Annotated in this window: 15 protein-coding genes; 11 read left to right on the top strand and 4 right to left on the bottom strand. The window is 72.1% G+C overall.

Annotated features, from left to right (window positions below):
• Positions 1 to 27 precede the first annotated feature (27 nt).
• The 3 genes from VGZ32_RS05340 (at position 28) to VGZ32_RS05330 (ending at position 2,908) form a co-directional block, all read left to right on the top strand.
• Entirely contained in the window at positions 28 to 933 is a 906-nt protein-coding gene (locus VGZ32_RS05340; RefSeq protein WP_414642480.1) for a GNAT family N-acetyltransferase, read from the top strand.
• 144 nt (positions 934 to 1,077) lie between these two features.
• A complete protein-coding gene (locus tag VGZ32_RS05335; RefSeq protein ID WP_326884689.1) occupies positions 1,078 to 1,992 on the top strand; it encodes a ribonuclease Z in 915 nt (304 codons plus the stop codon).
• Positions 1,993 to 2,050: 58 nt separating this feature from the next.
• Positions 2,051 to 2,908 carry an alpha/beta hydrolase gene (locus tag VGZ32_RS05330; protein ID WP_326884688.1) on the top strand — a complete coding sequence of 286 codons (858 nt, stop codon included), beginning with the start codon at positions 2,051 to 2,053 and terminating at the stop codon, positions 2,906 to 2,908.
• A gap of 74 nt (positions 2,909 to 2,982) precedes the next feature.
• Here VGZ32_RS05330 and VGZ32_RS05325 read toward each other — a convergent pair whose 3' ends face one another.
• Positions 2,983 to 4,251 (bottom strand): hypothetical protein, encoded by a 1,269-nt coding sequence (locus tag VGZ32_RS05325; protein ID WP_326884687.1) that lies wholly within the window; start codon positions 4,249 to 4,251, stop codon positions 2,983 to 2,985.
• A gap of 146 nt (positions 4,252 to 4,397) precedes the next feature.
• On the opposite strand from VGZ32_RS05325, the gene VGZ32_RS05320 reads away from it, so the two are divergent.
• Together VGZ32_RS05320 and VGZ32_RS05315 are read left to right on the top strand one after the other, a co-directional pair.
• Entirely contained in the window at positions 4,398 to 7,295 is a 2,898-nt protein-coding gene (locus VGZ32_RS05320) for a hypothetical protein (RefSeq protein WP_326884686.1), read from the top strand.
• Positions 7,296 to 7,508: 213 nt separating this feature from the next.
• Positions 7,509 to 8,564: a hypothetical protein gene (locus tag VGZ32_RS05315; RefSeq protein WP_326884685.1), complete on the top strand. Its 1,056-nt coding sequence runs from the start codon at positions 7,509 to 7,511 to the stop codon at positions 8,562 to 8,564.
• 94 nt (positions 8,565 to 8,658) lie between these two features.
• Here VGZ32_RS05315 and dctA read toward each other — a convergent pair whose 3' ends face one another.
• Positions 8,659 to 10,014 carry a C4-dicarboxylate transporter DctA gene (dctA, locus tag VGZ32_RS05310; RefSeq protein WP_326884684.1) on the bottom strand — a complete coding sequence of 452 codons (1,356 nt, stop codon included), beginning with the start codon at positions 10,012 to 10,014 and terminating at the stop codon, positions 8,659 to 8,661.
• Between the two features lie 233 nt (positions 10,015 to 10,247).
• Between dctA and VGZ32_RS05305 the strand changes: the two genes are divergently transcribed.
• Together VGZ32_RS05305 and VGZ32_RS05300 are read left to right on the top strand one after the other, a co-directional pair.
• Positions 10,248 to 11,960 (top strand): sensor histidine kinase, encoded by a 1,713-nt coding sequence (locus tag VGZ32_RS05305; RefSeq protein WP_326884683.1) that lies wholly within the window; start codon positions 10,248 to 10,250, stop codon positions 11,958 to 11,960.
• Entirely contained in the window at positions 11,957 to 12,661 is a 705-nt protein-coding gene (locus tag VGZ32_RS05300; protein WP_326884682.1) for a response regulator, read from the top strand. The genes VGZ32_RS05305 and VGZ32_RS05300 overlap by 4 nt, the downstream gene beginning before the upstream one ends.
• Positions 12,662 to 13,572: 911 nt before the next feature.
• On the opposite strand, the gene VGZ32_RS05295 is transcribed toward VGZ32_RS05300, so the two are convergent.
• Positions 13,573 to 14,016: a WhiB family transcriptional regulator gene (locus tag VGZ32_RS05295; RefSeq protein WP_326884681.1), complete on the bottom strand. Its 444-nt coding sequence runs from the start codon at positions 14,014 to 14,016 to the stop codon at positions 13,573 to 13,575.
• A gap of 385 nt (positions 14,017 to 14,401) precedes the next feature.
• On the opposite strand from VGZ32_RS05295, the gene VGZ32_RS05290 reads away from it, so the two are divergent.
• The 4 genes from VGZ32_RS05290 to VGZ32_RS05275 all read left to right on the top strand — a co-directional run bounded on the left by VGZ32_RS05290 (position 14,402) and on the right by VGZ32_RS05275 (position 20,747).
• Positions 14,402 to 15,982 carry a helix-turn-helix transcriptional regulator gene (locus tag VGZ32_RS05290; RefSeq protein WP_326884680.1) on the top strand — a complete coding sequence of 527 codons (1,581 nt, stop codon included), beginning with the start codon at positions 14,402 to 14,404 and terminating at the stop codon, positions 15,980 to 15,982.
• Between the two features lie 253 nt (positions 15,983 to 16,235).
• A complete protein-coding gene (locus VGZ32_RS05285; RefSeq protein ID WP_326884679.1) occupies positions 16,236 to 17,381 on the top strand; it encodes a nitric oxide synthase oxygenase in 1,146 nt (381 codons plus the stop codon).
• Positions 17,382 to 17,520: 139 nt separating this feature from the next.
• Positions 17,521 to 19,095, top strand: a complete 1,575-nt coding sequence (locus VGZ32_RS05280; RefSeq protein ID WP_326884678.1) for a sialidase family protein — start codon at positions 17,521 to 17,523, stop codon at positions 19,093 to 19,095.
• A gap of 176 nt (positions 19,096 to 19,271) precedes the next feature.
• The gene (locus tag VGZ32_RS05275; protein WP_326884677.1) at positions 19,272 to 20,747 is read left to right on the top strand and encodes a hypothetical protein; all 1,476 of its coding nucleotides are present in this window, start codon (positions 19,272 to 19,274) and stop codon (positions 20,745 to 20,747) included.
• A 76-nt stretch (positions 20,748 to 20,823) separates the two neighbouring features.
• Here VGZ32_RS05275 and VGZ32_RS05270 read toward each other — a convergent pair whose 3' ends face one another.
• Complete coding sequence (locus VGZ32_RS05270) at positions 20,824 to 21,633, bottom strand: G1 family glutamic endopeptidase (RefSeq protein ID WP_326884676.1); 810 nt, start codon at positions 21,631 to 21,633, stop codon at positions 20,824 to 20,826.
• Between the last annotated feature and the right edge of the window lie 56 nt (positions 21,634 to 21,689).

Raw genomic sequence — 21,689 nt, 5'->3', positions numbered from 1 at the left:
CTGGTGACCGTCGCGGACGTACAGCTGATGCAGGGGTTGGCGCAGCGCGTCACGGCGGTCCGTCCGGACCTGGTGAACAGCGACGCGTCGTTCGGGGAGCTGGCCTGGATCTGGGGCAAAGGGCACGCCCGCCAGGGCGGGACCTGGCCGCGCCGGCTGTGGTTCTCCGGCGACGTGCTGGTGGCGTGGGGCTGGGCCTATCTTCCGCACCAGGTGCGACGGAGCGACGGGTCGGTGAAGGACGTCACGAACGCCTACCTGGCATATCAGGTCCACCCCGACCATGCCGCACTGGTTGACGACGTGATCGGCTGGTATGACGCCGTGGCGGTCGGCCTCGAGCGCACAGTGCTGTCGCAGTCCACCGATGAGTTCGCCCTGAAGCGATGGGCGGCGCAGGGCTACGAGACCGACCCGGCATCGCTCGGCGACACCGCCGACTGGACCCAGCTCAACCAGCGGGACCTCAGTGACCTGGAACAGCCGGTGCTGCCGGACGGGTTCCGGTTCCGCACCGCCGACGAGGCCGGGCCGCAGGCCGCGGTCCAGGCGCACGTGGACGCCTGGGCCCCGTCGACCTACACGGCCGAGGGCTATGAGGGCGTGCGGCGGATGGCCGCGTATCGGGGCGACCTGCACGTCCTGGTGGAGGCGCCGGACGGGACCATGGCCGCGTCAACGATCATGTGGCTCGACGAGGCCAACAAGACCGCCGAGTTCGAGCCGGTCGGGACGCACCCGGCCTACCGGCGTCGAGGGCTCGGCACCGCGATGCTCCTGCACGGAATGCATCTCGCGCGGGCGGCCGGGGCCACCCACATGACGGTAGCCTGCCTTGGAGCGCCGGGGCACCCGGCGGCGCGCGGACTGTACTACGGCGTCGGGTTCCGGCCGATCTCGCGGGACATGCCGCTCATCAAGCACGCGGGATAGCATCGTGCCCTCAATATGACCGGTCGTCTTAAAACTGCTCCACGTTCGAACGGCCAGTATTCGCGCTTCTAAGACAACCGGTCGTCCTAAACCGGTCCCGGTGTTCGCGCACGGTCAGCGCCTGAGCGCTCCTAGGATGCCCACATGCGCGAACTCGTGGTCCTGGGCACGGCGAGCCAGGTGCCGACGCGTACCCGGAACCACAACGGCTATTTCCTGCGCTGGGACGGCGAGGGGTTCCTCTTCGACCCGGGGGAGGGGACGCAGCGGCAGCTGCTGCTGGCCGGGATCGCCGCGTCCGACATCACACGGATCTGCGTCACCCACTTCCACGGGGACCACTGCTTCGGGCTGCCGGGCGTCCTCTCCCGGATCGTGCTCGACGGCGCCGCGCACCCGGTGCACTGCCACTATCCGGAATCGGGCCGCGACCTGTTCGCCCGGCTGCGCTGGCTGCGCTCCGACGCCGCCGCGCGATTCCTGCGCGAGGAACCCGCCTCGGGCGCCCGTGCGCTGCTCGCCTCGGAGCCGTTCGGCACGTTTTCGGCGGTGCGGCTCGATCACGGCGTCGAAGCGTACGGCTACCGCCTCGATGAGCCTCCCGGTCGCCGGATGCTGCCGGATCGGCTGGCTGCGCTCGGCGTGTCGGGACCGGCGGTCGGCGCCCTGCAGCGCGCCGGGCGGCTTGAGGTCGGCGCGCGCACGGCCACCCTCGACGAGGTGAGCGTCGAGCGGCCCGGCCTGGCCGTCGCGTTCGTGATGGACACCCGGCTGTGCGACGGCGTCTACGCCCTCGCCGCGGGAGCCGACCTGCTGATCATCGAGTCCACGTTCCTCGAGGCGGACGCCGCGCTCGCCGCCGAGTTCGGTCACCTGACGGCCGGTCAGGCGGCCCAGGTCGCCGCGGAGTCGGGGGTGCGCACGCTCGTGCTGACCCACTTCTCCCAGCGCTACCAGGACCCGGCCGAGTTCGAGCGCGAGGCTCGGGTGCACTTCGGCGGGGAACTGTACGTCGCGCAGGACCTCGACCGTATCCCCGTCCCCAAGCACCTGGTCTGAGGGCTGCGGAAATCGCGTCGCTGTCGGCGCTGTCGGTGTGGGCGGGTACGGTCGGGTCATGTTCACAGAGACTGACGTGAAGCTCGGCGACGGACGCACGCTGCACGTCTACGACACCGGCGCGGACGCCGCGCCGGAACGTCTGGTCGTCGTGTACCACCACGGCTCGCCGAACATCGGCGAGCCTCCGGCACCGCTGTTCCAGGCATCCGCGGAGCGCGGGATCCGCTGGGTGTCGTACGACCGGCCCGGCTACGGCGGCTCCACGCCCAACCCGGGCAGAGACATGGCATCCGCCGCTTCCGACGTCGCCGGCATCGCCGACGCGCTCGGCCTCGACCGGTTCGCGGTCATGGGCCACTCCGGCGGATCGGCGCACGCCCTCGCCGTCGCCGCGCTGCTGCCGGACCGGGTGCTCGCCGCGCTCGGCGTGTCCGGGCTCGCCCCTCTCGCGCCGTTCCGCGCCGACGGGCTCGACTGGTTCGCCGGCCTCGGCCCGGCCGGAGCGTCGGAGCTGCGCGCCGCCACCCGGGGGCGCGCGGCGCTGGTCGCGCTGCTGTCCACGAGCGAATTCGACCCCGAGATCTTCACCGCCGCCGACCACGCCGCACTCGCCGGCGACTGGTCCTGGTTCAACCGCATCGCCGCCAAGGGCATGGAGAACGGCCTGGACCCCTTCGTGGACGACGATCTGGCCACCGTCGGCCCGTGGGGGTTCGATCCCGCACAGATCGCCGCGCCGACCCTGCTTCTGCACGGCGGTCAGGACCGGATGGCGCCCGCAGCGCACGACGTCTGGATGGAGCGCCGCGTCCCGGCCGCGGAGCTGTGGCTGCGCCCCGAGGACGGACACATCTCCGTGCTCAGCTCCGCACCGCAAGCCCTGGACTGGCTGGTGGAGAAGTCCGGGGTCTAGGGCGGGTTTAGGAGGATCGCCGGGCCCGCGGCGCCTGCTGCGTGTTCGGCTCGCGGCGTTGGCGAACCACCAACCTAGCCGCGCAGGCCGGTGGCCAGCGGCAGCGTGTTCGCGAACGCCAGATGGTGCCGCCGGTCGCAGAACTCGACGAAACCGTCCCGCTCCTCGGCCGCCGCGTGCGCCGCGATCCGGGCCAGCTCGATCTCCGCCGCGTCGTGGCCGGACACCGTCACGTACCCCGCCACGGCCGGAGCGCGGTCGCCGGCCGGTCCGGCCATGCCGACCACCACGGAGGTCGCACCGCTGACGCCCGGCGGCAGAAACGAGGCGGAGGCCGCGACGTCGATCCCGCGCGCCCCGCGCGGCCACCGCTTGACCCAGCCGGTGGCGTGCCACCAGGTCGAGGTCTGCGCCGCCGGGCCGACCGGGCCGGTCATCGACACCCACCTCGGGGCGCGCGCGTCCACCTCCGTCGGCTGCCAGGCCTCGGCCCCGGGTCGCAGGTTGACCATGCCCCGCCCCGGCAGCACCAGCGAGGCCAGCAGGGAAGTAACCCCCGTCCGGTCCATCGGGACCAGTGGGCCGAGCCGCGCCCCGGACGTGCCGTCCGCGGCCAGCTGGGTGAACACCTCGACCATGGGCCGCGCGCAGACGGTGGTCAGGCCGCGCTCGCCCTGCGCGAACTGCGCCGCTTGCGCCACGAGCTCCCGCGTATACGCCAGCGCGACGACCATGTACGACCGGGTGCGTCCGACCGGACCCGGTACCTGGGTCAGCACTTGGAGCCGGGCCAACGGAATCCCGGCCTGGATCGCCTGCTCAAGCAGTGAGCCCAGCCGTGCCCCCAGATCGCCCGCCTCGGGGCCGCGCAGCACCCCGGGCGACATCTCGGCGACCGCGAGGACCGTGCCCGCGCCGCCGTGCAGGAAAAGAGCCGGATCGCGCGATCCGGTGGGCGCCGGAAGCCAGCGCAGCCCCTGCACGCCGAACGGCTCGGGCCGCCGCGCCGTCCATTTCGGCAAGTAGGAAAGGTGCGACCGGGTGCGCCGCCGCCGCACCCAAAACCCCAGCCCGCCGCCTTGGCCGCCAGTGCGGGCCGGGTGCGCGGCAGGTCGCGGCGCCGGTCGCCTCGCCACGTCCCCGGCCTCCTCGCCGGGCCGGCTGGAGCCGGGCGAACGCCGCGTCCGCGGCTCCCGGCCCTGTGCCCGCGGGTTCTTCCCGACCGGCTGGGACTCGAGGGCGACGGACTTCGACACACGCGTTTGTGGCGCCACCTGCGCAGTGTCGCACAGCGGGCGGCGGGGGCGCAGGAGACCGGCCGCCGCGTCACGCTGGGCTGACATCTTGTCTGCCCAGCGTAGCGCTGGTAGCTTGCGGATCGGTGCTCTGCGACGGCGCCGTCGTCCGTCAGAACACTGGATCGGCTTATTGTCACTGGGGGAGCGTGCGGCGCGCCGAAGCCACCGCTACTTCCCCGTAGGGGAGGGCGATGCGTGTGCCGAGCCGACGGGCCGGGCACCGAGAGCGGTCCGCCCCGGCCGTGCTCGCGGCGTGGGCGTTACTTGCCTGCCTCGTCGTCGGGGTGCCGCTGCTGCTGGCGTATCTCATCGGGTGGCCGCTGACCGGTGTGCGGCTGCCGCACGGCGTCCCGCACCACCCGTTCACGCTGCACACGCTGGCCCGGGTCGGCGCGCTGCTCGCCTGGCTCATCTGGGCCCAGTTCACCGCCTGCGTCATCGTCGAGGTCTGGGCCGCGCGGGCGGGCGGCAGGCCGCCGTTCCGGGTCCCCGGCATCTCGGCGAACCGCGCCCTCGCGCACACGCTCGTCGCCGTCGCGTTCACCACCACCCTGTCCGCCGCGCTCGCGCCCGCCGCAATGGCCCGCCCGGTCGCCGTGGCCACAACCGGGTCCGTCGGTATCGGCACGCACATACCCGCGGTGCACGCGGCGCGCGCCTCGTTCACCGCCACCGTCCCCGCGCAGCAGCGCTCCGCACCGCAGCCGCAGCCGCAGCCACGCGTCGCGGTCGGGCATGGCCGGCTGCTGGATGACCCCATCGCGTCGTTCGCCGCGGGCGCGGTCAAGTACTACGTGGTCCAGCCGCCAGACGGGCGCCACCACGACTCGCTGTGGGACATCGCCGAGCGCTACCTCGGCGACGGCCGCCGCTACCGCGAGATATATGCCCTCAACCAGGGCAGGCTCCAGCCGGACGGCACCGAGCTGCAGCAGGAGAGCCTGATCCGGCCCGGCTGGCTGCTGGCGCTGCCCCCCGACGCCAGCGGCCCCGGGCTCACCGACCAGATCTCCACTCCCGCCACCTCGGCGCCCATCTCGGCCACGCCCCCGCCCACCCAGCCTGCGAACGGCGGCGCGCCATCCGCCGGTGCCACGCACGCCTACACAATGCCGGGCGCGGCCGCCCCGGGCTCAGCCAACGGCGCGGCGGGCGGATCCGCGGCCACCCACACCGCGCCCAACTCCAACTCGCTCGCGCACCCGGTCGGCGCTCGGCCCGCGCCGCAGCGGGAACCAGCAGGCGCCCACCCGGCCGCGGACGGATCGGTGCTGCACTCGATCGCCGACGTGCTGCCCTATGTCGCGCTCATCGGCTCCCCGGTACTCGCCGCCGGACTGCTCACCGCGCTGACGGCCGCCTCCCGGCGTCGGCGCCGCGACCACCCCGGCGACCCGGCGCCCGCGCCGCCCGAACCGGCCGTCGCCGAGGTCGAGCGCACCATCCGCGCCGCCGCTGCGACCGACACCGTGGAACTGGTCGACCGTTCCCTGCGCGCCCTGCGGACCGCGTGCGAGCAGGCCGGACGTATTCCGCCGACGGTGACGGGCGGGCGAGTCGATCGCGAAGCGCTGACGCTGGCCCTGGCCGAGCCCGACTTCGCGCCGCCCGAACCCTGGACCGTCACCACCGACGGACAGCACTGGCGCTTCGCGCGTACCGCCCTCTCCACGCTCACCCCGGCCGACGCGGCGCACCCGTCCGCGTCGCCCGTGCCCTATCCGCTGCTGCTGTGTGTCGGCGCCATAGGCGACGAGCAGATCCTGATCAACCTCGAGTCGGCTGAGGGCCGCTGCACCGCAGTCACCGGCCCGCAGCGCCAGCGCCGCGCTGTCCTGGCCGCGGCCGCGGCGACGCTCGCTGCGGCGCCCTGGGCCGATCAGATCCGGATCGAGGCGTTCGGTGTGCCGCCCGAGCTGACTCTGCTTGCCCCCGAGCGGCTGCGCGTGCACCCCGTGCTGGAGGGCGCCTTGTCCGCCCTCGAACACGAGTCTGCCGCCACCGGGCCGCACCTCGTCCGCCTGCTGGTCGCGGAGAACGTGCATCCGGTCGACCTCGCGCGGCTGCGCGCCCTGACGACCCGTCCGGACGGAAGCACGACCGCCCTGCTCGGCACCGACCAGCCGATCGAGGACATGTCAGGCTTCGGCGTCGACCCGGTCGGCCGGCTGCGCGGCCCCGGCCTGCCCGGGGAACTGGCCGCGTCCCGGCTGCCCGACGCCCTCGCCTCCGCGCTCGGCGCACTGTTCCGGGCCGCCGCCGCGCCGCGTCCGTCCAGCGTCTCGCTCCGGCCCTCCGACGCCCTGCTGCCGGACAGCCTCGAAACGACGGACGGGGCGCCGGGAGTGCGGGCCTGCGTCCTCGGCCCGGTTCAGCTGACCGGCGTCGGTCCGGCCGACGCGGCGCGCGGGCCGCTGTTCACCGAGGCCCTGGTGCTCCTGCTCTTCCACCGGGCCGGGCTGCCCGCGCCGGTGTTCGCGCGGGCGCTGTGGCCGCGCGGCATCACCCCGGCCGCCCGCGACCGGATGCTGCGCGACATGCGCGCCTGGCTCGGCGACGGACCGCACGGCCCCCGGTTGACCATCTCCGCCGACGGAGTGGTCCGGCTCGGCGACGACGTGCGCAGCGACTGGGACGAGTTCCAGATCGCCTACCGGGACGCGGACCGAGTTCCGGCCGACCGCCCCGACCTGGTCGACGCGGCGCTGTCACGGGCGCTGGGCCAGGTGCGCGGCGAACTGCTGGCCGACCGGCCGCCGGGCCGCTACTCCTGGCTCGGTTTCGGCACCCAGGAGACCGAGGTGCCCGCGGTGGTGGCCGACGCGGCGTACCGGCTGGCCTCGGTGCGACTGGCCCGCGGCGACACCGCCGGCGCGCAGCAGGCGGCGGAGCAGGGGCTGCTCGGCGCCCCGGACGACGAGCGGCTGGTCCAGATCAAGCTGCGCGGCATCGCGGCGGAGGGTGACCGGGCGCGGCTGGAATCGGTCGTGGCGGACCTGCGGGTGCGGGCGTGGCACCGGTACGGCGAGACCGACCTGCATCCGGTGACCGAGGCCATGGCCGAACGCCTGGTCCAGGAGATGCACTGACAGGTACTCGCCACAGTTGCGCGGTGAATTGAATAAAGGACGTTTGGGGCGGCCGCCCGTGAGACAGTGTTCTACTACACGCCCACGGCGACGGGCGGCCGCCAGCGAAGGACCCGCTCCTCAAGGTCGGCCAGGCACGCGATCCACAGCCGCCATAAAGCCCCGGCCGATCTTGAGGAGCCAATTGAACACAGTTCGGAGAGCGCACGTTTCATGGAACAACGTCCGGTCGACGACAAGGTGGGGATCGCGATGGGTGCTGGCGCCGCACATCGTTCGACGGTGAGCGCCCGCGGACCGGCCGGCGGCGCGGTGATGATCGCGCCCGACCGGCGGCTGGTGGTGCCCGTGGTCTCCGGCTGCGGCGGCGTGGGCCGCACGACGGTCGCGGCGCTGCTCGCGGCGACACTGCACCGGCACACCGCGGTCGCCTCCAACGACAACCGCGGCTGCGCCGTGCTGGACATCGCGCCGCGCGGCCAGAGCCCGTGGCCGGCCTGGGTGACCACGGCGGCCGCCTCCGGGACCTCGACCCTGGCCGGCTTCCGCGGCTCCGCCGGGGGATCGGACGCCGACCTGGCCCAGCTGACCGACTCGGCCGCCTCCCAGATGCACGTGGACGCGCCAACCCCGCTGTGGGTGCTGACCGACACTGGCCAGCCGTCCGCGTCCTACCTCGGCGGCGACCCGGGCCCGCGCTGGTGGCTGCCGGTGCTGCCCGGCCTGCGCGCGGCGGTGGTGGACGGCGACTCGCTGGAGGGCGCCCGGCTCTCGGCGCAGGCGGCGGGCGGCGCGATGTCGTCGATCGCGGCCTGGTTCGCCACCCCGTTCCTGAACACCGCAGCGGTGTGGGTGACCGACAGTGGCGAGGCATCGCTCCAGCGCACGGTCGACGCCCTCACGTGCATCGCGCAGGTGCGCCTGCCCGTTGACCGCATCGTGGTGGCGGTGACCGAGCGGCGCGGTGGCACCCGCCGCCGGTCCGACGCGCTGCCTGAGGCTTGGCGGCAGCTGATCGAGGGCCGGATCGGCGCGGTGGTCGAACTCGGCCACGACCGAACCCTCACCGAGCGGGGCGGACGCCCCGGCTTCGACGCCGCCGCGCTCGACCGCGCGGAAGCGCTGGAACTGGCCCGCGCGGTGGCGTCGGCCGCGCGCCTGCCGTGGATCCCCGAGGGCGAGGCCGCACTCGAGCCGCCCGCACCCGGGGGCACTGGGTCCTTATCCGAGCTCCTGCTGCGGCAGGCCGGACGGGCCGCCCTGCGCTGAGCGGCCCGTAAGCATCGCGCGCCGCAGCAAGCCGCCCCGCGCTGGAGCGGCAGCGCGGGGCGGCGTCGGTCGCGTGAGCCGCGACCGTCTCGGGTCAGACTGTTTCGAGCGCGGGCTGTCCGACGCTCTCCGGTTGTTCGCGGTCGAAGTCGTCGTGACCGCCCAGTACCCGCACCGCCTTGTCGCGGTCGAGGACGCCCTCCCAGGCGGCGACGGCGAACGACCCGACCACGTTGCCGCAGGCGTTGGTCAGCGCGCGGCAGGTGGACATGAACCGGTCGATGCCGAAGATGAGCATGATGCCGGCGACCGGGATCGAGCCGACCGACGCGAGGGTCGCCGCCAGCACGATGAAGCCCGAACCGGTCACCCCGGCCGCGCCCTTGCTGGTCAGCAGCAGGATCGCCAGGATGCCCAGCTGCTGCGCCAGGGACAGGTGCACCCCGGTGGCCTGCGCGACGAACAGCGCCGCGAGGGTCAGGTAGATGCAGGTGCCGTCCAGGTTGAACGAGTAGCCGGTCGGGATGGTCAGGCCGACCACGTCCTCGGGCACGCCGGCCCGCTCCACCTTGCGCATCAGCTGCGGCAGAACGGTCTCGCTCGACGAGGTGCCGAGTATGATCACCAGCTCGTCCTTGATGTAGCGCAGGAGCGCCAGGATGTTGAGCCGGAACACCGCGCAGACCGCGCCGAGGCCCACCACGACGAAGACCGCGCTGGCGCCGTAGGTCAGACCGATGAGCGAGCCGAGGCTGGTGAGCGTGTGCACGCCGTACTTGCCGACGGTGAACGCCATCGCGCCGAACGCGCCGACCGGTGCGGCGTACATGATGATGCGCAGGATCGCGAACATCACCTTGCCGAACTTGTCCACCCCGGCGGCGATCCCCGCGGCTGGCGCGCCGACCAGCTTGATCGCCACGCCGAACAGGATCGAGAAGAACACCACCTGAAGGTCGTTGCCGCTGGCGAAGGCGCCGAACGCGCTGGACGGGACGATCTCGGTGAGGATCGACCAGAAGCCCTGCGCCTTGCCCGCAGAGGCGTACTGGGCCGCAGTGCCGGTCAGCTTGAGCGTGGCCGGGTTCGCGTGGATCGAGCTTCCCGGGTGGAAGACGTCGATCGCGACCAGGCCGAGCACCAGCGCGAGGGTCGTCATCCCCTCGAAGTAGATCAGCGACTTGACCCCGATGCGGCCTACCTTGCGCAGGTCGTCCACCCCGGCGATGCCGCCCACGATGGTGACGAAGATGATCGGGGTGACCACCATGGTGATCATGCTGACGAAGGTCGAGCCGAGCGGCTGGAGGTTCGCGCCGGTGCCCGGCCACGCCGCGCCCACGCCGATCCCGGCGGCGATGCCGACCAGGACCCATATGTAGAGCTTGCGATACCAGGCGGAACGGTGCGGCCGCGCGATGGGCGCGGCTGCTGCGGATGTCGCGGACATCATGGCTCCATTGGCTGATGTGGACACAGGACTGGCGGCGGCGGAACTTCGGATCAGCGCGGTGAACGGGACGTAACACAGGCGCCGCGAGAAATGTGGCGCACGGCACACCGGCTGGTCTGCATTACGCGCATAAAGCACACGGGCCGTTGGGAAACCAACGGGAAGACCGGTCGGCAGCGGCGGCGCTGATGGGCTGGGCCGGGGCGAGTGCAGGTGTAACACTGAGCCGCATGCAGCGTCCGAGACTAGGCCGCCTGACCGTCCGCAAGGCGCGTCCCAGCATCGCCATGCAGGTGCTCCTGTTTCAGCTCGGCATCATCGCGCTGCTGACCGTCGTGGGCACGCTCGCCGCCGTCGAGGTCGCCCGCTCCAACCAGGTCTCGCACGCCCGGACGCAGACGCTGGCGCTGGCCGAGACCCTGGCCACCGCGCCGGGCATAGCCGACGCCGTGACCTCCATAGACCCCACCGCGCAACTTCAGCCGATGGCCCTGCGCGTGCAGCACTCGACCGGCGTCGACTTCGTGGTGGTGATGAGCCCCGCCGGGATCCGGTACACCCACCCGACCCCGAGCGAGATCGGCAAGCACTACATCGGCGACACCGCCCCGGCGCTGGCGGGCCACCCATTCAGCGAGACCTATACCGGCACGCTCGGGCCCTCGGTCCGGTCGGTGGCGCCGATCTACGACGCCTCGCACCGCATCGTGGGTCTGGTCTCGGTGGGCATCACGCTCGAACAGCTCTCCGCGCTCGTCCACCGCGATCTGCTGCTGATCCTGGCGATCGCGGTGGGCGCGGCCGCGGTCGTCGCGCTCGGTTCGTGGGGTGTGGCGCGGCGGCTGCGCAAACAGACCCTCGGGCTCGGCCCGCAGGAGATCACCCGCCTCTACGAGCACCACGACGCGGTACTGCACGCGATGCGCGAGGGACTGCTCGTAGTTGACCGGCATCGCAGGGTCCTGCTGGCGAACGACGAGGCGGTGCGGCTGCTCGGCCTTGACGCCGACCCCGCCGGGCGGTCGGTCGCCGAACTCGGCCTGGATCCGGCGCTCGCGGCGCTGCTCGCCGCGGGACACGAGGCGCACGACGAAACGCACCTGGCCGGCGACCGGGTGCTGGCGGTCAACCAGTCCCCGGCCCGGCGCGACGGCCGGCTGCTGGGCACCGTCACGACGCTGCGCGACCACACCGAGCTGCGCGCGCTGGCCGGCGAGCTGGACTCGGCACGCGGATTCGCCGCCGCGCTCTCGGCTTCCGCGCACGAGGCGGCCAACCGGCTGCACACCGTGGTGACCATGGTCGAGCTGGGCCGGACCCAGGAGGCGGTGCAGTTCGCCACCGCGGAACTCGCCGCGTCGCAGCAGCTGGTCGACCGCCTACTCGCGGCCGTCGGCGACCCCGCGGTGGTCGCGCTGCTGCTCGGCAAGGCCTCCCAGGCGGCCGAGCAGGGTGTCGAGCTGTCGGTGAGCGACGACACGGCCGCCCCGGACCTCGCGGTGGCCACCCGGGACCTGGTCACCATCCTCGGCAACCTGATCGACAACGCGATCGACGCGGCGCTGATCGCCCCGCCGCCGCGCCGGGTCGCGGTCAGCCTGCGCGCCGTGCCGCGCGGCCTCGAGCTGCGGGTGGCCGACAGCGGCGCGGGTATCGACCCCGAGCGGGTCGAGGACCTGTTCACCCGCGGCTGGACCACCAAGAACGAGGCCGGGCACGGTATCGGCCTCGCCCTGGTGCGGCAGAGCGTCAACCGCAACGACGGCACGGTCGAGGTGTCGCACGACGCCGCGCTAGGCGGCGCAGCACTCACCGTGCGACTGCCCACGGTGGCGGGTGCCACAGGCTGCGGCGCAGGTCAGACCGAGATCGACGCTCCATCGCCGGCTGTCCCGTTGCCCAACGGCTCGCCGGAATCCGCACCCGCCCCCTCCGGCCGATGACCGCGATAATCAATACCCTGATCGTCGAGGACGATCCAGTGCTCGCGCAGGCGCACAGCCAGTTCGCCGCGCGGGTGCCGGGTTTCACCGTGGTCGGCGTGGCCCACCTCGGCGCGGAGGCGCTGCGGATGGTGGCGACGCGCGCGGTGGATGTGCTGCTGCTGGACGTGAATCTGCCGGACGTGAACGGGATCGAGCTGTGCCGGGCGCTGCGGGCGCGCGGCAACCAGGTGGACGTGATCGCGGTGACCTCCGCGCGCGACCTGGCGACGGTGCGCGCCGCGGTCTCGCTCGGCGTGGTGCAGTACCTGGTCAAGCCGTTCTCGTTCGCCACGTTCCAAGAGAAGCTCCAGGCCTACGCGGAGTTCCGCCGCCGCGCCGCCGAAGCCCCGCGGGTGCTGGCCCAGGACGACGTCGACCGCGCGCTGGCCGCGCTGCACGAGGGACCGGCGCGGCTGTCGCTGCCCAAGGGGTTGACCGAGGCCACGCTCGCGACCGTGACCGGCCTGCTGCGCGGCCGCGAGCAGCTCTCAGCGGCGCAGGCTGCGGCGGAGGTGGGTATCTCGGTGCAGACAGCGCGCCGATATCTCGAATACCTCGCCATGCAGCGCCTGGTCTCGCGCACGCCCGTTTACGGTGGCGCGGGACGGCCGGTCCAGGTGTATCGCTGGGCCGAGCGCCCACCCCCCGCCGGCCGGTAGCGCCGGTCGTGTGCAATGCACGTGGCCCCGGCCGCGCCGGACCGCGACGCCGTGCATGCGGTCACCGCTGCGGACGATGTTCCACGCGTGCCCGTGCGGCACTGCGATGCCGCGCGGGCGGCAATCGCTACAGAAGCGTGGCCCCGGGCCCGCGCGGCGCGTGGGCCGCGCCCTGCGGGCCGGTTACGCCGGTCGTGCGCGACACGCGTGGCTCCGCGCGCGCCGGTCCGCAACGCCGCGTATGCAGTCACCGTTGCGGACGATGGCCCGCGCTCGCTCGTGCGGCACTGCGATGCCGCGTGAGCGGCGACCGCTTTAGAGGCGTGGTCCCCGGCACGTGCGGCGCCGTGACGCCGGTCGTGTGCAATGCACGTGTTCCCGCCCGCGTCGGATCGCGATGCCGCGCGTGCGGTCACCGCTGCGGACGATGTCCTGCGTTTGCTCGCGCGGTACTGCGGTGCCGCGTGAGCGGCGACCGCTGCAGAGGCGTGGTCCTGGTCCGCGCGGCGCCGTAACGCCTGCGCCCTCGCCAGCACCTCTTCATGCAGAGCCTTCACGCAGTGTCCGAGACGACATCACCGGCGGCGCTGATGCGCGACCGTGACGCCGCGAGGTTGTGGGCTGCGGCCTGCAACGGTCGTGCGCTTCGCGGTGCACGTGTGGGTATGCCACGCACATGTGGGTATGCCGCATCGCGCAGCGGCAGAACGCCTGCCGAGGACGCCCTACGCCCCGCGAGGGCGGGATTAGCGTCGGTTTCCCCGCGGGCAGCACCCATCGCGCAGCGTCTCGCGCACTGCTTCGGTTATTCGCCTGCGTCAGTTATGCCGTTGTCCGGTCTATCCCACTGTTCGCCCGTTTCCCCGTCGGAGTCCCCGTGTCCCGTCGGTCTTCCTCGTCGTGAACCGGTTTTAGGCGGCCACCGATCGCGGCCGCGGTATCCGGCGGCCGAAGGACCGGCCGAAGCCGATCTCCCGGTCGGTCTCGCTCAACCCGCCCCAGACCCCGAACAGCTCGGGAGTCTGCAGCGCGTGGTTCCGGCACTCCCGCAGCACCGGGCAGGTGGCGCAAACCCGCTTCGCGGCGCCCTCGCGCGCCTCGCGATCCCGGATCCGCTCCTTCTCCGGCCCGAAGAACAGCTTCGCGTCGGAACCCTGGCAGGCCGCCTGTTCCTGCCAGCCCAGCCGCAGCTGCGCGACCGGGGGTATTCGGGCGGCGTTGCGCGCCGACCGCCGTTCCGGCAGGACTGTCATCCGCATCCGCGCGGCCCCGTCGCACGTCTCGGTGGCGACCCGGTGCGCCGGCGCGCCACCGTTCGCGGTCTCGTTCTCGTCGACCAACACATTCCCCTCCATGCGTGTCCTTGATCCTGACAACGGATGTGGCGTCACTGGTGTTCCGGTGCGCCTGACCGCACTCCCGCCCTCGCCGGTTGAGACGTCCAAACCCCCTCGAACGTTCCCGCTAAATTCCGGTCATCCCCGCTCCCGCGTGCAGTGCCGCCGTGCCGGACGATCCGCTGCCGCTCCCGGAGAGATCCGGGGGGACTCTCGCCGGACGTCGCCATCCCACGATCGGGTGGAAACAGCAGCCCGGCCGCCGATTGGCCGCTAACGTCTTCCGCGACGATGCCACGCCCCGCGCACACAGCGCGACACTCCACGGTGACCACGGGCACCGGCCACGGCGGAGTGGACGCCGGAGAACCACCGCACGCACCGAACGATGGGAGGCCGGGAAATGCCGCAGACGTCACCGTCACGGCTCGACCGGACGCACGACCGGTCCGCCGGGGCGCCGTCAGGCAACAACGCGCTGCGTCAGCTGAGGCTGCGCCGGTTCTGGACCCAGGCCGACCTGGCCGCGGCGTTCGAAAGCCGCTCCCGCCAGATCGGCCGGCCGCTCTCGCTCTCCGTGCGGCAGGTGCGCCGCTGGGAGAGCGGGGACCCGCCGCTGCCGCTGCCCGCGTACCAGGCGGTGCTCGAGGCGTTGTTCGGGGTGCCGATCGAGGAGATGGGCTTCCAGCCGGAGTGGGCGCGGCGCACGGAGATCTCGGAAGCCGTACCGTATTCGGCGCGGACATTCGGGGAAGCGCCGGTTCCGGCGCGACCCCGGGTGCAGGAACCCGGCGTCGAGTACGACGACGCCGGGCATGGGGGAGCGACAGGGTCAGCACGGTCGTCGCAGGCTGACCAGGAAAGGCAAGACCCTGTGAAGAGACGACAGTTCATGGCGGGCGCGGTGGCGCTCGGTTCGGGCGCCTTGGGCTCCCTCCCACAGCAGGCGACGGCCGCGACCTCGGTCCGCGCGCGCGTCCAGCCCTCCGCTGACACGCCCCAGTCCGTACCAGAATCCGTGGACAAGCCGCCAGCCGTCCCGGGCATGTCAGACGCCGACGGCGCGGGCCTGGCCAACGGATACGCGGTGATCACCTCGCAGCACCGCGCGCTCTACTGGTCGATCCCGGCCGCCGCGATGTTCGCCCCGGTGGCGGCGCACTCCGACCTGGGCCTGGGACTGCTGCGCTCGACCGGTTCCCCGGCGCTGCGCGCGCGCCTCGCCGCGACGGTCGCCGAGACCGCGCTGCTGGCCGCCCGGCTGGCCTTCTTCGACCTGCAACAGCCGCGGCTGGCCGACAGCTTCTTCTCGGTCGCGCTCGACGCCGCCCGCGAGTCCGCGGACCGTCCGCTGACCAGCGCCGTGCTCACGCACATGGCGTTCGTGCCCGCATACGCCGGCCAGGCCCGGCACGCCAGGGACCTGATGGCCGAGGCGCACCGGCAGGCCCGCGGCGCGGTCGGCGCCACCCAGCTGTCGTGGATGTGCGCGGTCGAGTCGGAGGTGGAGGCGAAGCTCGGCGACGGCCGCGCCGCCAACGAGATGATCGCCCGCTCCGAGGGCGCGCTCGGCGGGCTCAGCGGTGCCCGCTCGGCCGAGCCGGACCCGGAGTGGCTGGACTTCTACGACAGCTCGCGCCTGACCGGGTTCAAGGGATTCAGCCAGCTGTCCACCGGACGCTGCGCCGACGCCGCCACCGCGCTGGAGCAGACCCTCCGCACGCTTCCGGCCGGCGCCTCGAAGCAGCGCTCGATCACGCTCGCCGACCTGGCCCGGGCGCGCGCCGGGCAAGGCGAGCTGGAAGAGTCCGCGCTGCTGCTCGGCGGCGCCATCGACCAGCTGCGCAAGCACTGGTATGCGACCGGGGTCGACCGGGTCGACACGGTGCGCCGCCGTCTCGCCGCGGCGGGCGCCCCGGCGCGGGTCCTGGCCCCGGTCGACGAGGCCCGCCACGCCTTGGAGGCCGCCCGCCCGTGCGGCTGAGGCTGCGGAAAGTCCTCTCCAAGTCCGCTCCGGGTCCGATCGCAGACCTCTCAGTCACCGTAGCGCGCCACTCCGCGCCCGTGTCAGCGTAGGTTCCCGTCACGAGTCGAGGCCGCCCGATCGCAGTCGGTGATCGGGCGGTCCCGCGTCAGCGCGGACGGAAGGCGTTGCCGAATCGATGGTCACCAGGTCAGCAACGCGGGCGAAGAATGGTGCGGCGGATGACCGGGAGAGGGATCGGGGACGGTGCCCAGTGCTGGCCGGCGACCTGCCGCCGGGGGAGGCGCCCGCCGGACGCCTCGACTCCGCGGGTCCGGTCGACGCATCGGCCGCTGAGAGCTTCCTCGAACTCTTCCACACCGAGACCGCGAACCTTGCCGCGCTGGACGACCGCCTTTCCCAGGTGCGCGCGGAGATCTCCCGCTACGGCACGTATCAGCACACGCAGGCCGAGCTTCAGTTCGGCGCGCGCGTGGCCTGGCGCAACGCGAACCGCTGCATAGGCCGCCTCTACTGGCGTTCGCTGCGAGTGCGCGACCGGCGCCACGTCGTCGCCGCCGACTGTGTGGCCGCCGAGTGCGTCGAGCATCTGCGCGAGGCGACCAACGGGGGCAGGATCCGCCCGATCATCACCGTCTTCGCCCCGGACACGCCGCACCACCGCGGGCCGCGGATCCACAACTCCCAGCTGGTGCGCTACGCCGGGCACCTTCGCCCGGACGGCGCCGTGCTCGGCGACCCGATGAACATCGCGCCCACGATCCAGGCCCGCGCGCTCGGCTGGGCGCCCTCCCCGCACACCGCCTTCGATCCGCTGCCCCTCATGATCAGCCCGGGACACCGCGAGGACGAGCCGGCCCCCGCGCCGACCGCGTTCCCGCTGCCGTCTGACGCGGTCCTCGAGGTGCCGCTGTCCCATCCCGTCCTGCCCTGGTTCGCCGAACTCGACCTGCGCTGGCACGCCGTGCCCGCGGTCAGCGACATGTGCCTGGAGATCGGCGGGATCTGCTACCGGGCCGCCCCGTTCAACGGCTGGTATCTGGGCACCGAGATCGGCGCGCGCAACCTCGCCGACGAGGACCGCTACGACCTGCTGCCCGAGATCGCCAAGCGGCTGGGCCTCGACGTGTCCACCGAGCGCTCGCTCTGGCGCGACCGGGCGCTGGTCGAGCTCAACCTCGCGGTGCTGCACTCCTTCGACGGCGCCAAAGTCACCCTCGCCGACCACCACAACGAGTCCCGCCGCTTCCTGAGGCACCTGGAGCGCGAGGAGCGGTCCGGGCGCACCGCGCCGGCCGACTGGACCTGGATCGTGCCGCCCGTCTCCGGCAGTGCGACCCCGGTCTTCCACCGCTACTACGACAATCCCGACCTGCGTCCGGCCTACGTGCGGCATTGAGTGTCCCCGAGAGCGGCAGGGTGAAGTTTCGGTCAACTACGGCCTCTTACCCGCCGGTACAGTTGCCATCGCCCAGCTGGCTATTACTGTGACGCGAAGGTGACGGCCCGTACCCATGCCGTCAAATCAGGGAGGGATTATGCGAGCTAAGCTCCGCGTGGCCGCGGTGATCCTCGCCGCCGCGCCGCTAGCCGTTTCGGGGACCGCCTGGGCGCACGCCGACTCCGGCATCGTTCAGGCATCGTCCGGGGATCCGACCGCCTCGTGCACCGTGGGCGCCGAGAGCGGGACCAACTACCCGAACACTGAGGTCGAACCTTACGTGTCGGTCAACCCGTTGAATGCGAGACAGGCGATCGGAGTCTTCCAGCAGGACCGGTGGAGCAACGGCGGCGCCCACGCCGGCGGCGTGGTGCGGACCCGGGACGGCGGCGAGCACTGGTCCGAGGGGCTGCTGCCGTTCGGCACCTGCGGCGCCCCCGGCGGCACCAGCTACGATCGCGTCTCCGACCTCTGGGTGAGCTACGGCCCGGACGGCACCGCCTACGCCGGCGGGCTCGAGTTCGACGCCGCCGACGCCCGCAACGGTGTCGGCGGGGCGACCTCGTTCGACGGCGGCAAGACCTGGAAGTTCGCCCAGCCGGTCATCGCCGACACCGACCCCGCAGTCATCGACGACAAGAATTCGGTGACCGCAGACCCGGTCCACCCCGGCACCGCGTACCAGGTCTGGGACCGAATCGACCAGCCCTTCGACGCGAACGGCAACCCGATCTCCTACGACGGGCCCGGATACATCTCCGTCACCCACGACTACGGCCGCACCTGGTCCACCCCGGCCGTGATGGTGAACACCACCGCCGTGCCCAACTCGCAGACCATCGGCAACATCATCGTGGCCGACCCGCACACCGACACCCTGTATGACCTCTTCGACTGGATCAGCTTCAGCGACGCCACCGCGAACACCGTGACCGACGCCCACTACGCCGTCGAGACCTCCACCGACGAGGGCAAGACCTGGTCCGCGCCGACGCGAATCTCCAACGACACCTCCATCTTCGACGCCGACCCGAACGACCCGACGAACTTCCTGCGCACCGGCAGCGGCCTGCCGAACGTCGCCATCGACCCGGTCACCGGCCAGCTCTACCTCACCCGTGAGGGCACCGATTTCACCGGCGGCCAGGTCGACCAGGTCGAACTCCAGGACTCGACCGACGGCGGCAAGACCTGGTCCGCGTCGACCGTGATCAGCCACGGCGCGCAGGCCCCGTCCTACACCCCGTCGATCGCGGTGGACCCCACCGGGACGGTCAGCCTGACCTACTACGACGTGCGCGACCTGCAGCCCGGCAATGTCACCACCCTGCCGACCTCGACCTGGCTGTACTCCTTCCCGCGCGGACAGCAGCAGAAAGCGACGGAGCGGCGCATCGCCCCGGACTTCGACTGGCTGCTGGCCCCGTCCGCGGGCGGGCACTTCCTCGGCGACTACGAGGGCCTCGCGGCCAGCGGCATCGACAACGCGCAGCCCTTCTTCTCGACGACGATCAACGCGCCGCAGACCAACGTGTACTCGGGCGTCTTCGAGGCCTCAGGCGACTCGTTCGTGCCGCCCGCCGCCTCGCCCGCGCTGCACGGCCAGCTCGGGCCGGTACTCTCCCCGGCTCTGGTGGAGGCGCACGCCTTGGCGCGTAGGACCTCGCGCTAAGCACTGAAAAACGTAGAGCAGGGGCCGCGCGGCCAGCGCGGCCCCTGTGTTTGAGAGCACTGTGCTTATGAGCCCAGTGTTTGAGAACCCTTTGACGTCACCGGGTCGTATGAGTCCCGTAGAAATTCGCGAAGGTCCCTTCTCAGGGCGCGCATACCCGGTGGACATTGTGCGCCGTGACCATACTCGTGCACAGCCGCCCGGCCGGGCCCTCCTCCGCCGTGCGCCGCGCGTTCTCGGGGACGCCGCGCCGCCTGACCGCACTCGGAGCCGGGCTCGTCGCCGCGATCGCGGTGTTCATCGTGGTCCTGACATCGGGGATGGCGGGGGCACGCGGGGGAATGTCGGCGATCTCGGCCAAGGCGGCCGAGGCGAACGCCGCCAACGAACTCTACTTCCGGCTCACCGACATGGACGCGCAGGCAGCCGACGCACTGCTGGTCGGCTTCAACCCGACCACACTCGTGCCCACCGCCGTCAGCGCGGCCGCCGCGATGAAGACCTACCAGGACGACCGCGCCGCCGCGGGCGTCCAACTCCAGCTGCTCGGCCTCAACCCGGCGCTCTCCGGACCGGAGACCGGGCTGCTCGACGACCTCGGCGACTACGAGTCGCTGATCGGCCAGGCGATGAACATCGACCAGAACACGGCGAACGAGGCGCCCGCCGCCCCGCCGGGCGCCGCGCTCACCCTCTATCAGAGCGCTTCGACCGAGATGCACAACCTCGTGCTGAAGGACGCCGCGAAGATCCGGGACGAGGACTTCAGCGAGATCGACAGCCGCTACACCTCGGCGCACGACGCCGCGATCGCTTTCACCGGCGCGATCGTCGTCCTCGGGCTGCTGCTCCTCGCACTGATCGTCGGCGCGAACCAGTACCTGAGCCACAAGTTCCGCCGCATCGTCGGACCGGCGCTGGCGCTCGCGGCCGTCACGGTGATCGCGACCACCGCGGCGGCCGCCGCCGGCCTGGGCCACGAGGCACACCAATACAAGGTCGCGAAGCTCAACGCGTTCGACTCGGTCAGCGCCCTGACAACCGCCAAAGCGGACTCCTACGACGCCAACGCCGACGAGAGCCGCTGGCTGCTCAACCGGACCGAAGACAACCAGACCGGCTTCTACTCCAACGTCGACCAGATCGCCCACCTGCCTGGCCTCGACGTGAGTACCGAGGCCGGGGACCCCGGTGCCTACGACGTCGCCCTGGCCAACGCGGTCCACGCGTTGACGCTGAACAGGGACTCGAACACCGTCTCCAACGTCACGCTCACCGGCGGTTTCCTGGCCACCGAGCTGAACAACATCACCTTCGACAACGAGGCGCAGGGCGCCTACAACAGCGCCCTGGCCTTCAGCCGCTACATCCACGACGACGTGACGATCCGCGACTACGCGGACAACGGGAACCTTTCCGCCGCGGTCGCCGTCGACATCGGGCTCGACAAGGGCCAGTCGAACTACGACTTCGGCCAGTACATCGACGACCTGCAAGGCGTCATCGGCATCAATCAGCAGGCGTTCACGGCCGCCGTCTCAGACGGACAGAGCACCGCAGCGCCGTGGACCTGGCTGCCGTACGTCATTGGCGTCCTGCTGCTGGCACTTGTCGGAGTCGCGCTCTACCCGCGGCTGGCCGAGTACCGGTAGCACGCTGCGCAAAACGCTTGCGGCCGCCCGAGCGGGGCGGCCGCAAGGTGTCTTGATCGGAACTGCGTTCAACCAATCACGAGTGGTGCCATGTGCAGCTGAACGCCGTGCCTCCGGAGATCCCGCTGCACGACGCCTTGGTCGTCGAGCCCGACACCATGTTGATCTCGGTCGGGCTCGAGGCGCCCAGGGTCCCGCCGTTTATCTGTGAGCCGCTGAACGAGACGGTGCCGAAGTTGGCCAGGGGCAGTACGCCGGTGCTCGACGACGGGGCCTCGGCGATCACCTCGGCCGAGGAGCGGGCCAGCGAACTGTTCGTCTTGTGGATCGTGTGGCTCCACCCCCGGGTCGAGTCCTTCAGGATGAGGGTGAAGGCGCCGGACGAGGTCGCGGTGACCGTCGCGGTCACCGTGTCCCCGGCGACGAGGCTGTTGCTGAAGTACACCGGGTTGGCCGGATACATCTCGTACCACGACAACTGACGCGGCGTGCCGCCGACGCACTCGACCAGGGTCCCGGTCTGCTCGACCGAGGAGCTGTTGTAGCCGTCCAGGCCGGTCCAGAAGCTGGCGTACGTGGTGGCCGAGCCGCAGCTCGCGCTCGGCTCCCGCCACGTCGCGGTGACGGAGGTGTACTTCGTCGAGTGGGCCGCGTATCCGGACCAGTTGGTGCTGGTGGCGTTCCGGATCGCTCCGACGGCGCCCGGATCCAGCCGGGCCGCCGCCGAGTGCGGGGCGAACGAGAGCGAGGGGATGCCGGCGGCGAGAGCCGGCGCGGACGCCGCGGGCAGCGCGGCGAGCAGGAGGGCCGCCAGGACCGCACGGGGACCGCGGCGCGGGCGGCGGGTGGCAGCAGCGGTGGGATTTTCCTTTCGGCGCAGGCGCATATGTGCTCCCTGATCCGGTGTGGGCAGGAGCGCGGGGTGCGGGCGGCGGCGGTCCA

The sequence above is a fragment of the Actinocrinis sp. genome, from assembly GCF_035938995.1.
Classification (GTDB): Bacteria; Actinomycetota; Actinomycetes; order Streptomycetales; family Catenulisporaceae; genus DASZGI01.
This window is presented reverse-complemented; position numbering and strand designations above follow the sequence as displayed.

Coding starts and splice junctions, on each gene's coding strand:
- VGZ32_RS05300 (WP_326884682.1), top strand. CDS start 11,957: ATGACCGCGATAATCAATACCCTGATCGTCGAGGACGATCCAGTGCTC.
- VGZ32_RS05315 (WP_326884685.1), top strand. CDS start 7,509: ATGGAACAACGTCCGGTCGACGACAAGGTGGGGATCGCGATGGGTGCT.
- dctA (WP_326884684.1), bottom strand. CDS start 10,014: ATGTCCGCGACATCCGCAGCAGCCGCGCCCATCGCGCGGCCGCACCGT.
- VGZ32_RS05330 (WP_326884688.1), top strand. CDS start 2,051: ATGTTCACAGAGACTGACGTGAAGCTCGGCGACGGACGCACGCTGCAC.
- VGZ32_RS05335 (WP_326884689.1), top strand. CDS start 1,078: ATGCGCGAACTCGTGGTCCTGGGCACGGCGAGCCAGGTGCCGACGCGT.
- VGZ32_RS05325 (WP_326884687.1), bottom strand. CDS start 4,251: ATGTCAGCCCAGCGTGACGCGGCGGCCGGTCTCCTGCGCCCCCGCCGC.
- VGZ32_RS05270 (WP_326884676.1), bottom strand. CDS start 21,633: ATGCGCCTGCGCCGAAAGGAAAATCCCACCGCTGCTGCCACCCGCCGC.
- VGZ32_RS05320 (WP_326884686.1), top strand. CDS start 4,398: ATGCGTGTGCCGAGCCGACGGGCCGGGCACCGAGAGCGGTCCGCCCCG.
- VGZ32_RS05305 (WP_326884683.1), top strand. CDS start 10,248: ATGCAGCGTCCGAGACTAGGCCGCCTGACCGTCCGCAAGGCGCGTCCC.
- VGZ32_RS05290 (WP_326884680.1), top strand. CDS start 14,402: ATGCCGCAGACGTCACCGTCACGGCTCGACCGGACGCACGACCGGTCC.
- VGZ32_RS05295 (WP_326884681.1), bottom strand. CDS start 14,016: ATGGAGGGGAATGTGTTGGTCGACGAGAACGAGACCGCGAACGGTGGC.
- VGZ32_RS05340 (WP_414642480.1), top strand. CDS start 28: ATGCAGGGGTTGGCGCAGCGCGTCACGGCGGTCCGTCCGGACCTGGTG.
- VGZ32_RS05280 (WP_326884678.1), top strand. CDS start 17,521: ATGCGAGCTAAGCTCCGCGTGGCCGCGGTGATCCTCGCCGCCGCGCCG.